Consider the following 10,050-nt stretch of genomic DNA (forward strand, 5'->3'; position numbering starts at 1 on the left):
GGTGGCCCCCCCGGGGGTCACCCGGCTGCCCGGCGGGGGCCCAAACCCCCCCCCGGGGCCGGGCGTAGTCCCCAACCCCGCCCGCCCCCCGCCTACCCCTCCCCCGCGCCCGCGCCCGCGCCCGCGCCCGCGATATCCTCCGCGATCTTGCACTTTTGGTCGGCGTTACGCGACTTCTGCGGCATATGCACCGACAGAAACTGCAAGATCGCCGCGGCGGGGGCGGGCGGGGCGGGGGCGGGCGGGGCGGGGGCGGGGGCGGTGGGGTGGGTCAGCCGTGGGTGGTTAGGCCGCCGTCTACGGGGATCACTGCGCCGGTCAGGTAGGCCCCGGCTCGGGAGGCCAGGTAGATGGCGGTGCCGGCCATGTCCTCGGGGCGGCCGATGCGGCCGAGGGGGATCTGGGCCTCGATGGCCGAGCGGGAACCGGGGTCGTCGAGCGCGAACGCCATCATCTTGCTCTCGAACGGCCCCGGGGCGATCGCGTTGACGGTGATCTGCTCGCCGGCCAACTGGTGAGCCAGGCTGCGGGTCAGCATGTGCACCGCCGCCTTGGTCGCCGAGTAGGCGTACACCTCCATCATCGGCACCCGGATGCCGTCGATGGAGCCGATGTTGATGACGCGCGCCGGATCGTCCGAGTTCGCCGCCGCGCGCAGGGCCGGAAGCAGCGCGGTGGTCAGCCGGAAGACCGCCTTGACGTTCACCGCCCACAACTTGTCGAACGCGCTCTCCGGATAGCTCTCCAACGGCGCGCCCCAGGTGGCCCCGGCGTTGTTCACCAGGACGTCCAGCTTGTCGACCCGGTCCTGGACGGCGGTGGCGAGGTGCTGCGCGCCCTCGTCGCGGCCCAGGTCGGCGGGGATCGCCTCGCAGCGTCCGTGCGCGGCCAACTCCTTGGCCACCGCCTCGCAGACGTCGGCCTTGCGGGAGGAGATGATGACGTGCGCCCCGGCGGCGACGAAACCCCGGGCGATCATCAGGCCGATGCCCCGGGAGCCGCCGGTGACCAGGACGGTCTTGCCGTCGACCGAGAACAGATCCTTCATGCCAACCCCTCGCGGTACCCGGCCTGGGGGCAGCCGGTGTCGGTGCCGCCGTCACGAACCCTCGGGGCGTCACGACGACCAGGTCACTACCGATCAGTAACCTAACCGTCCGGCCACTTCGGGAACAACCCCGGCCGTCCGCCGAAGCCGCAACCTCTCAACCGGGGTGGCGCGGGATGCGTACGGGCCGGGCTCGGGCTAACGTCGCAGGTGATGGTCCCTTCCGGTCACCTCGCCCCGGCGCCGCCCGACGCTGCCGCCAACCCGGCCGAGATCGACACGATCACCCTCGGCGATCTCGCACCCGACACCGCGTGGCGGCGACCCTTGCTGCTGGACCGCGACGTGATCGTGCTGACCACGAGTGGGCACGGGCTCGCCGAGGTGGATTTCCGGGCCCTGCCCTGCCGGCCCGGCACGCTGCTGCGGATCCGTCCCGGTCAGGTGCTGCGTTGCGCCCTGCCCCAACTCGACGCCACGGTGGTCCGGTGGCGTCCGGAGGCGCTGGACGGGTTCGACGTCGACGTCGACGGCGTGCCCGGCTGGGTCCAGCTGGCCGGCGAGGACGAGGACGCGATCATCAACGAGGTCAGTCAACTGACCGTCGACGCCAGCCGGCACCGGGACACCCGGGCCGCCCGCAGCCTGCTGCGCCATCAACTGAGCGTGCTGCTGCTGCGGCTGAGCATGCTGCCGTCCGGCTCCGGGCAGCCGTCGCGGCCGGAGGACGAGACCTTCCGGCGACTGTGCCGCGAGGTGGAGCGGGGATACCAGGACACCCGGCGGGTCGAGGACTACGCCGACCGACTGGGCTGCTCGGTGCGTACCCTGACCCGGGCCTGCCTGGCGATCACCGGGCGCAGCGCCAAGCAGGTGGTGGACGAGCGGGTCGCGCTCCAGGCCAGCCGGTTGCTGGCGGCCACCGACGAGCCGATCGCCCGGATCGGCCGGCAGCTCGGCTTCACCGAACCGACGAACTTCGGCCGGTTCTTCACCCGCGAGGTCGGCATGAGTCCGGGCGCGTTCCGGGCCGCCCGCGAACGGCCCGCGTCGGCACCGGTGGTCCGCCCCCGCCCTCCCGTCGACGCTCGCATCGACGTCCATCGGGCATGACGGTGCGGCGCACGTGGTGCGCCGCCGGGCGATCCGGCGGGCTCAGGTGCGGCACCGGCGGCGACGGATTGGGCATGATGACGGGGTGCAGATCTCCGCGCGTGGCGACTACGCGGTACGGGCGACACTGAGTCTGGCGGCCAGCTACCCGTCGCTGCTGTCCACCCAGGCCATCTCGGCGGAGCAGGACATGCCCCGCAAGTTCCTGGAGGCGGTCCTCGCCGACCTGCGTCGGGCCGGCATCGTGCGGGCCCAGCGCGGCGCGGAGGGTGGGTACACCCTGACCCGACCGCCCGGCGAGGTGACCGTGGGCGCGGTGCTGCGGGCGGCGGAAGGGCCGCTGGCCGGCGTCCGCGGCCTACGTCCGGAGGAGACCCGCTACGACGGGGTGGCCGCGCACCTGCCCGAGTTCTGGGTCGCGGTCCGCGCCGCCCTGCGCCGGGTGGTCGACGAGGTGAGCCTCGCCGACCTGGTGAACGGGCGGCTGCCGCCGCACGTCCGTCGCCTCACCACCCTGCCGGACGCCTGGGAACCCCGCTGATGCCCACCCCCACCCTGCGTACCGGCCTGCCCCCGATCCACGCCACGGTGGACGAGCAGAACAGCGCATCGCTGGCCCTGCTGGCACGGCTCGGTTTCGGTCACGAACGCGATGTCGCCGAGCCCAACGGCAGCACCACCCGGGTGTTGTTCGTCGACCACCCGCGCGACTGATACTCCACTGCGGATCCGGCCTGGTTTGGCGAATCGACGCAACGGGAATCTTCGAGCCCGTACGGGAAGTCTCGAAGGGAGCCCCACAATGGGTGTGATGTTGCGTAAGCGCAAGAAGTTCGGGCCGCTGATCCTGCACTTCACGCAGAACGGCTTCTCGTCCTGGAGCATCAAGCTCGGTCGGTGGTCCTGGAACTCGCGGGCCAAGGCGCACCGCGTCGACCTGCCGGGGCCGCTGCACTGGAAGCAGGACAAGTCCTGAAGCGCCGACGTTCAGCGGGGCGCCGGCACCCCCGGCGCCCCGACATTGTGTCTGGCCGCACCATCCGTTTCCGCTGACCCGGGCGGGTCGCACCGATGACGCACCGCCGGGCCGGACAATTTCGACATGAATCAGAAAGCGGACCACCGGTCGGCGCGTCGGCGTACCGCACTGGCCTGCGGGCTCATTTTCGTGACCTACTTCGTCGTGCCGGTGGAGTCCGATCCCGACCCGACCCGACTCGGCCTGCGCATTGTGCTCACGCTGCTGATTCTCGGCGTAGTGGCCTGGCTGGTCACCGGTCAGGTACGCCGGCAGGTCGTCGCCGCGACCCACGAACGCGAGGCACCTCCGCTGACGCACCTGGTCCTCGCGCTGGTCGCCGGCCTGCTCGCCTTCGCGCTCGCCGACTATGTGATCGCCCGGGTCGCGCCGTCCCAGTTCGTGAACCTGGAGACCCGCGTCGACGCGTTGTACTTCGCGCTGGCCACGTTGACCACCATCGGCTACGGCGACGTGCACGCCCACGGGCAGCTCGCCCGGGTGCTGGTCTGCGCGCAGATGGTGTTCAGCATCGGGGTGGTCGCCACCGGCTTCTCACTCGTGGTCAAGCGCCTGACCGCACGGGTGTGACGAGCACGTCGCCGCCGAGCCGGCCGTCCGGCGGGGTCCGGGTCACCCGGCCGCCGTCGAGCAGGTCGTGCAGGGCCCGAACGGCGTCCACCGCCCGGTAGGCGGTCTCCGTCAGCGCGTACCGGCGCAGCTCGGTGACCGTGCGCGGGCCGTGCCGGGTCAGCTCGCCCAGCAGCACCCGCCCGAGCGGGGCCGGGTCCACCGGGGACGCCGGTGAGAGTGGCTCGCCGTACGGGTCGCGGAACCGCAACCCGCTCGCCCACAGGGTCTCCTTCAGCTCCTCCAGGCTGCGGTCCGATCCGGTGCCGAAGCCGAGCCGCCGGTCGGCGTCGACCAACTCGACCTCGGTGGCCAGCGCGAACCCGGCGTCGACGAGCGCCGCCCGCAGGTGGCGCGCCGCACCGGCGACCACGAACGCCTCGGCGGCCCGGCCGGTCGCGGCGGCGGTCAGCGCCACCGGATCGTCCGCCTCCAGGTAGGACAGCACCGGAGCGCCCGCGGCACCGGCCGCCCGCAGGGCCACCGGCAGCCGGGCCGGCGGGCCGGGCATCAGGTGCACGGCGACCTCGGCCGGCAGTCCGGCCTCGGCGGCACCGACCCTGGCCGGTAGTTCCTCGGTGCCCTCGGCGAGCACGAGGACGGTGAGCCGGCAGCCGCGCAGCCGCGCGGCATGCTCGCCGGCCAGGCGTACGGTCTGCTCGGCCAGGTGCGGGTCGCTGCCGTCGTACCCGACGGCGACGGTGGCCCGGCGGGCGCGGCGCAGCGCGGCCGGCAGCCACCGGTCCAGGTGTCGGAGGAACGGCGCGTGCCCTACGGCGTCGATCGGCATGCTGTGGTTCTACCGCAACGGGTCAGGCCGGCCCGCCTGGACGGCGGGTCATACCGGGACCGAGATGCCGACGCCGCCTCGGGTGTCCCCGCCGTAGCGCTGGATCTCGGCGGCCAGGTCGAGACGACCGATCCTGGTCCGGGCGGCGAGGGCGGCGTCGTCGAGCCGGTCGGCGGGCACCAGCCAGACCACCTCGAACTCGAGCCCGTCCGGATCCCGGCCGTAGAGGCTCTTGGTGGTGCCGTGGTCGGAGGTGCCGACCAGCGCGCCCGCCTCGGTCAGCCGCCGGGCGGTGGTGGCCAGTTCGTCGAGGGTGTCCACCTCCCAGGCCAGGTGGTAGAGGCCGACGGTGGCCCGGCCGGCGGTCGACCGGCCGGCGCCCGCACCGATCTCGAACAGGCCGAGGTCGTGGTCGTTGGTGGAGCCCGGCGCCTGGAGGAAGGCGGCGCCCCGGAAACCCTCCGGGGTCATCGGTACCCGGCGGAAGCCCAGCACGTCGCGGTAGAAGGCGACGCTGCGGTCGAGGTCGCTGACATAGAGGACGGCGTGGTTGAGGCGATGGATTCCCATGCGACAAGGCTAGCCGGGAATTAGTTGAGTGTTCAACTACCAGGCTATGATGCTGGTCATGACCCGCTGGCTGGACCCGGACGAACAGCGCACCTGGCGGGCGTTCCTGACCGCCTCCCGGGCGCTGATGGACACGCTCGACCGCGAGCTGCAACGCGACGCCGGGATGCCGCACGCCTACTACGAGATCCTGGTACGGCTCTCCGAGGCACCCGGACGCCGCCTGCGGATGAGCGAGTTGGCCGAGTCCAGCGGCTCCTCGCGCAGTCGGCTGTCGCACGCGGTGGCCCGTCTGGAGGCGGCCGGCTGGGTGCGTCGCGAGGACTGCCCCACCGACCGGCGCGGCCAGATCGCCCACCTCACCGACGACGGATTCGCGAAACTGGCCGCCGCCGCGCCCGGCCACGTCGAGGGGGTACGCCGGCACCTGTTCGACCCCCTCGACCCCGACCAGGTGGCGCAGCTACGCCGGATCAGCGAGCTGCTGGCCGAACGCCTGAGGTCAGCGTGACCGGATCCTGACCGAACCACTCCGGCGCGGGTCTTGTACTAAACGTCGCTGAATGAGCACGATGGGGCGTGCCCTCCGGCTTCGGTGAACTGACTGATCAGGCGCACGACCTGGTCTCCGCCGGCGATCTCGCCGGCGCCCAACGGCTGCTCGCCGACGCGCTGACCGGCGCCGACCCGCGCCCGGCCAACGCCACGTCCGAGTTGGCCGAGGCGGCCAGCCTGCACGCGCGGGTGCTGGTCGCGCTCGGTGAGCCGCACTCGGCACGGGGCTGGGCCGCCTACGCGTACGCCGCCAGCACCCGGCTGTACGGTCGCTCCGATCCACGTACGGTGGCCGCCGCGGCCACCCTGGCGGCGGTGCTGCACCGGGTGGGCAGTTGGTCGCGGGCGGCCCGGCTGTACCAGGAAGTGATCATCGAGCTGACCGCGTCGGACGGGCCGGAGTCGTTGCGGGTGCTCGCCGCCCACGCCGACCTGGCCACCGTGGAGTACGCCCGGGGGCAGTGCCAGGTCGCCCGCGACCGGCTCCAGGACGCCTGGGAGCTGCACCGCGAGGTCTACGGCGACGGGCACCCGAGCGGGATCAAGATGTTGGCCCGGCTCGGCTCGATGCAACGCGACTGCGGCCAGTTCACCGAGGCGCAGGACAACCTGGCCCTGGCCCGTGAACTGGCCCGCCAGCACCTCGCCGTGGACGATCCGCTGGCCGTCCAGGTGGCGGCGCTGTCCCGGGCGGCGGCCAATCCGGACCACGTCTGCGCCGACAACCCGCCGGTCAGCGCGGAGGAACCGGTCGTGCCGTCCGCCCGTACCCCGCCGACCGAGCACCCCCCGCCCGCGTCGAGCTGGCCGCATCCGCGCCTGCCCGACGACGACGGCTCCGCCTGGGCGGCACCCACGCCCGCCGAAGCGGACCCCACCCCGGCCGGGGCAGACGCGGCGGACTCGCCGGGCACCTGGGCCGACCACGAGCCCGGGGCCACGGCACCGCTGCCCGACACCTGGCCGCCCGCCTGGGCGACGGCACCGGAGGACGAACCGCCGGACGAGCCGACCTGGGCCGCTGCCGCGCCGCCCTGGGGCTCGGACGAGCCGGCGCCCGCCGGGGAGGGCCATCCGGCGGAGGGCTACCACCCGAGCCACGGGTACCCGACGGCGGATCTCGGAGCGCCCGGTGCCGCCTCGGCGGTGCCCACACCCCGGCAGCCGGTCGACGGCCCGGCCGGGCCACCCGAGGACTGGTGGGTCAGCCCGGCCGCCGAGCAGCCCGCCCCGAACCCCTATCCGGAGGTGCCGCCACCGACCGGCGGTGCCGTGCCGCCGAGCGTCGTCGGACTGACCGGCACGCCACAGGCCCCCGGGGTGTACCGGCTGCGCCGGGTCGAGCCGGAACGCCCCGGGCCACCGTCGCGGCTGCTGCCGGTCCCGGTACGCCGTACCGCCGCCGCACCGCAACCGGCAGACCGACCGAACCGGCTGGTGCTGATCGTCGCGGCCGGAGTGGCCGTGGTGCTGCTCGGCGCCGCGGCGGTGATCGCCGGGGTGTCCCGGGTCGACGGCGGCGATCCGGCACCGCCGGCGGCCAGCGGTGACCCGAGCGGCGCGGTACCTCCGGCGGCCACGGCCACCGACGGCGCCGCTCCCCCCGCCTCGCCCGGTGCGGCCCCGACCGGCCTGTCGCTGCGCGACAACCGGGACAGTGTGACGTTGCGGTGGACGTACCCGTCCGGGGCGGAGGGGCCGGTGATCGTCTCGGGCGGTCGGAACGGTCAGCCGCAGAATCCGTTCGCCGATCTGCCCGCCGGCAGCGACAGCTTCGTGGTCTACGGGCTCAATCGCAGTCTCGACTACTGCTTCACCGTCGCGGTGGCCTGGTCCACCGACACCGTCGCCCGCTCCGACGAGGTCTGCACCGAGCGCCGCTGACCGGCGGAGCGCGCTATCTTTGGCAGTTCAGGCACAAAAAAGAACGGCTTGAAAAAGCCGTCCTGAATGCGAATTCTAGCCAATCGGGAGACGGATTGTCAAGGCACTCCGGCGGTTCACCGTCCGACGACGAGATCGGCCGCGAGCAGGAGTACGTCTCGATGCTCTACCAACGCCTCGACGACCTGCGGGACCAGGCGGCGGCACGGTTGACCGAGCAGCTGCGGTCCACCGGTGGCACGTTGCAGGCCCGCTCGCAGCGCGACGGTTCGGTACGCATGTACGCCGATCAGGTCGAGCAGTTCTCGGCGGTGGAGAACGGCCTCTGCTTCGGCCGGCTGGACACCGACAGCGACCAGCGCCACTACATCGGTCGAATCGGCATCTTCGACACCGAAGGTGACTACGAGCCACTGCTGATCGACTGGCGGGCCCCGGCCGCCCGCGCCTTCTACCTCGCCACCGCCGCCAACCCGCAGGGCATCCGGCGACGTCGGCACCTGCGTACCCGGCAGCGCAAGGTGGTCGGCCTCAACGACGAGGTGCTCGACCTGGCCACCGCCTCCCCCGCCGCCCACGAGGAGCTGACCGGTGAGGCGTCGCTGCTCGCGGCGGTGAACGCCGGCCGGACCGGCCGGATGCGCGACATCGTGGAGACCATCCAGGCCGAGCAGGACCGGATCATCCGGGCCGACCTGTCGGGCGTGCTGGTGGTGCAGGGCGGGCCGGGCACCGGCAAGACGGCGGTGGCGCTGCACCGGGCCGCGTACCTGCTCTACACGCACCGGCGGGAGCTGTCGACCCGGGGGGTCCTGCTGGTCGGCCCGAACGTGACGTTCCTGCGGTACATCTCGCAGGTACTGCCGGCGCTCGCCGAGACCGGCGTGCTGCTGCGCACCCAGGGCGATCTCTTCCCCGGGGTCACCGCCCACCGGGCCGAGCCCGCCACCACCGCCGCCCTGAAGGGCCGACTGACGATGGTCGAGGTGCTGGCCAACGCCGTACGCGACCGGCAGCGGGTGCCCGACGAGCCGTTGGAGATCGAGTTGCCGCAGCGGGAAATCCTGGTCCTCGACCCGGCCACCGTGCGGGCGGCGCGCGACCGGGCCCGGCGCAGCGGCCGGCCGCACAACCTGGCCCGCGCGGTCTTCGACATCGAGATCATTCACGCGCTCGCCGACCAGGTGGCCGAGCGCATCGGCGCCGATCCGCTGGGCGGGGAGAACCTGCTGGAGGAGGCCGACCGCGCCGAGATCCGCCGTGAGCTGCGCGAGGAGCCGGAGGTGCGGGCGGCCCTGGACGAGCTGTGGCCGGTGCTCACGCCGCAACGCCTGCTCGCCGACCTGTACGCCGCCGCGGAGCGCATCGGCACCGCCGCGCCCATGCTCAGCGACGCCGAGCGGGCCGCGTTGCACCGCGAGCCGGGCGGCTGGACACCGGCGGACGTGCCCCTGCTCGACGAGGCGGCGGAGTTGCTCGGCGAGGACGACCGGGCCGCCGCCGCCCGCCGGAGCCGGATCCGTGCCCTGCAACGCGAGTACGCCGAGGGTGTGCTGGAGATCGCCCGGGGTTCGCGCTCGATCGACGTGGAGGACGAGGCCGAGGGGGGCGAGATCCTCGGCGTGACCGACCTGCTCGACGCCGACCGGCTGCTGGAACGGCAGGAGGAGGCGGACCGGCTGACCACCGCCCAACGCGCGGCGGCCGATCGGGGATGGGCGTTCGGGCATGTCATCGTCGACGAGGCGCAGGAGCTGTCGCCGATGGCGTGGCGGCTGCTGATGCGCCGCTGCCCGAGCCGGTCGATGACGATCGTGGGTGACGTGGCGCAGACCGGGGCGCTGGCCGGCACCCCGTCGTGGGCGGAGGCGCTGGCGCCGTACGTGGCGGACCGGTGGCGGCTGACCGAGCTGACCGTCAGCTACCGCACCCCCGCCGAGATCATGGACGTGGCCGCGGGCGTACTGGCCCAGGTCGATCCGGCGCTGCGCCCGCCCCGCGCCGTACGCTCCAGCGGTTTCGCGCCGCGGCAGCGGGCGGTGCCGGCGGAGTCGCTCGCCGCCGAGCTGGTGGCGGTCGCCACCGCCGAAGCGGCCGGGCTGACCGACGGGCGGCTCGGGGTGATCGTCCCGGCCGGCCGGCTCGACGACCTCGGTGCCGCGCTGACGGCGGCGCTGCCCGAGGCGGCCGTCGGCGAGCAACCGGAACTGGAGAGCCGCGTCGTGGTACTGACCGTCGCCGGCGCCAAGGGCCTCGAATTCGACTCGGTCATCGTGGTCGACCCCGACCGCATCGTCGCCGAGTCCCCCCGAGGCCCCAGCGACCTCTACGTAGCTCTCACCCGAGCCACCCAACGCCTAACCACCCTCACCCCCGCCCCCTAACCCTCCCCGCCCCCACCCACCCCTCCCGCCCCACCCACCCCTCCCGCGGTGGGGCATT

Annotated in this window: 11 protein-coding genes; 8 read left to right on the plus strand and 3 right to left on the minus strand. The window is 73.5% G+C overall.

Annotated elements, in window-relative coordinates:
• Positions 1 to 271: 271 nt before the first annotated feature.
• Positions 272 to 1,048 carry a glucose 1-dehydrogenase gene (locus V5O40_RS27180; RefSeq protein WP_332908100.1) on the minus strand — a complete coding sequence of 259 codons (777 nt, stop codon included), beginning with the start codon at positions 1,046 to 1,048 and terminating at the stop codon, positions 272 to 274.
• 213 nt (positions 1,049 to 1,261) lie between these two features.
• On the opposite strand from V5O40_RS27180, the gene V5O40_RS27185 reads away from it, so the two are divergent.
• From V5O40_RS27185 to V5O40_RS27205, 5 genes are all read left to right on the plus strand, one after another.
• Entirely contained in the window at positions 1,262 to 2,161 is a 900-nt protein-coding gene (locus tag V5O40_RS27185; RefSeq protein ID WP_332908101.1) for a helix-turn-helix transcriptional regulator, read from the plus strand.
• Positions 2,162 to 2,246: 85 nt separating this feature from the next.
• On the plus strand, positions 2,247 to 2,702 hold the full coding sequence (locus tag V5O40_RS27190; protein WP_332908102.1) for an RrF2 family transcriptional regulator: 456 nt from the start codon (positions 2,247 to 2,249) through the stop codon (positions 2,700 to 2,702).
• A complete protein-coding gene (locus tag V5O40_RS27195; protein ID WP_332908103.1) occupies positions 2,702 to 2,875 on the plus strand; it encodes a hypothetical protein in 174 nt (57 codons plus the stop codon). Before V5O40_RS27190 ends, V5O40_RS27195 begins: the two co-directional genes overlap by 1 nt.
• Before the next feature lie 88 nt (positions 2,876 to 2,963).
• Positions 2,964 to 3,137 carry a DUF4236 domain-containing protein gene (locus V5O40_RS27200; RefSeq protein ID WP_093402924.1) on the plus strand — a complete coding sequence of 58 codons (174 nt, stop codon included), beginning with the start codon at positions 2,964 to 2,966 and terminating at the stop codon, positions 3,135 to 3,137.
• Positions 3,138 to 3,263: 126 nt separating this feature from the next.
• Positions 3,264 to 3,770 carry a potassium channel family protein gene (locus tag V5O40_RS27205; protein WP_332908104.1) on the plus strand — a complete coding sequence of 169 codons (507 nt, stop codon included), beginning with the start codon at positions 3,264 to 3,266 and terminating at the stop codon, positions 3,768 to 3,770.
• Here the strand turns inward: V5O40_RS27205 and V5O40_RS27210 are convergent.
• Entirely contained in the window at positions 3,745 to 4,599 is an 855-nt protein-coding gene (locus tag V5O40_RS27210) for a hypothetical protein (protein WP_332908105.1), read from the minus strand. The genes V5O40_RS27205 and V5O40_RS27210 overlap by 26 nt on opposite strands.
• A gap of 48 nt (positions 4,600 to 4,647) precedes the next feature.
• On the minus strand, positions 4,648 to 5,169 hold the full coding sequence (locus tag V5O40_RS27215) for a VOC family protein (RefSeq protein WP_332908106.1): 522 nt from the start codon (positions 5,167 to 5,169) through the stop codon (positions 4,648 to 4,650).
• A 49-nt stretch (positions 5,170 to 5,218) separates the two neighbouring features.
• On the opposite strand from V5O40_RS27215, the gene V5O40_RS27220 reads away from it, so the two are divergent.
• From V5O40_RS27220 to V5O40_RS27230, 3 genes are all read left to right on the plus strand, one after another.
• Positions 5,219 to 5,680, plus strand: coding sequence for a MarR family winged helix-turn-helix transcriptional regulator (locus tag V5O40_RS27220; protein WP_332908107.1), 462 nt, complete (start codon positions 5,219 to 5,221; stop codon positions 5,678 to 5,680).
• Between the two features lie 68 nt (positions 5,681 to 5,748).
• Positions 5,749 to 7,608, plus strand: coding sequence for a tetratricopeptide repeat protein (locus V5O40_RS27225; RefSeq protein ID WP_332908108.1), 1,860 nt, complete (start codon positions 5,749 to 5,751; stop codon positions 7,606 to 7,608).
• Positions 7,609 to 7,769: 161 nt separating this feature from the next.
• Positions 7,770 to 9,992, plus strand: coding sequence for a HelD family protein (locus tag V5O40_RS27230; protein WP_332908109.1), 2,223 nt, complete (start codon positions 7,770 to 7,772; stop codon positions 9,990 to 9,992).
• Positions 9,993 to 10,050 lie beyond the last annotated feature (58 nt).

Source organism: Micromonospora palythoicola, assembly GCF_036689795.1.
GTDB lineage: Bacteria > Actinomycetota > Actinomycetes > Mycobacteriales > Micromonosporaceae > Micromonospora > Micromonospora palythoicola.

Bases quoted from the DNA above. Each gene is read 5' to 3' on its own strand.
- V5O40_RS27180 (WP_332908100.1), bottom strand. From the start codon at position 1,048: ATGAAGGATCTGTTCTCGGTCGACGGCAAGACCGTCCTGGTCACCGGC.
- V5O40_RS27185 (WP_332908101.1), top strand. From the start codon at position 1,262: ATGGTCCCTTCCGGTCACCTCGCCCCGGCGCCGCCCGACGCTGCCGCC.
- V5O40_RS27195 (WP_332908103.1), top strand. From the start codon at position 2,702: ATGCCCACCCCCACCCTGCGTACCGGCCTGCCCCCGATCCACGCCACG.
- V5O40_RS27200 (WP_093402924.1), top strand. From the start codon at position 2,964: ATGGGTGTGATGTTGCGTAAGCGCAAGAAGTTCGGGCCGCTGATCCTG.
- V5O40_RS27205 (WP_332908104.1), top strand. From the start codon at position 3,264: ATGAATCAGAAAGCGGACCACCGGTCGGCGCGTCGGCGTACCGCACTG.
- V5O40_RS27210 (WP_332908105.1), bottom strand. From the start codon at position 4,599: ATGCCGATCGACGCCGTAGGGCACGCGCCGTTCCTCCGACACCTGGAC.
- V5O40_RS27215 (WP_332908106.1), bottom strand. From the start codon at position 5,169: ATGGGAATCCATCGCCTCAACCACGCCGTCCTCTATGTCAGCGACCTC.
- V5O40_RS27220 (WP_332908107.1), top strand. From the start codon at position 5,219: ATGCTGGTCATGACCCGCTGGCTGGACCCGGACGAACAGCGCACCTGG.
- V5O40_RS27230 (WP_332908109.1), top strand. From the start codon at position 7,770: ATGCTCTACCAACGCCTCGACGACCTGCGGGACCAGGCGGCGGCACGG.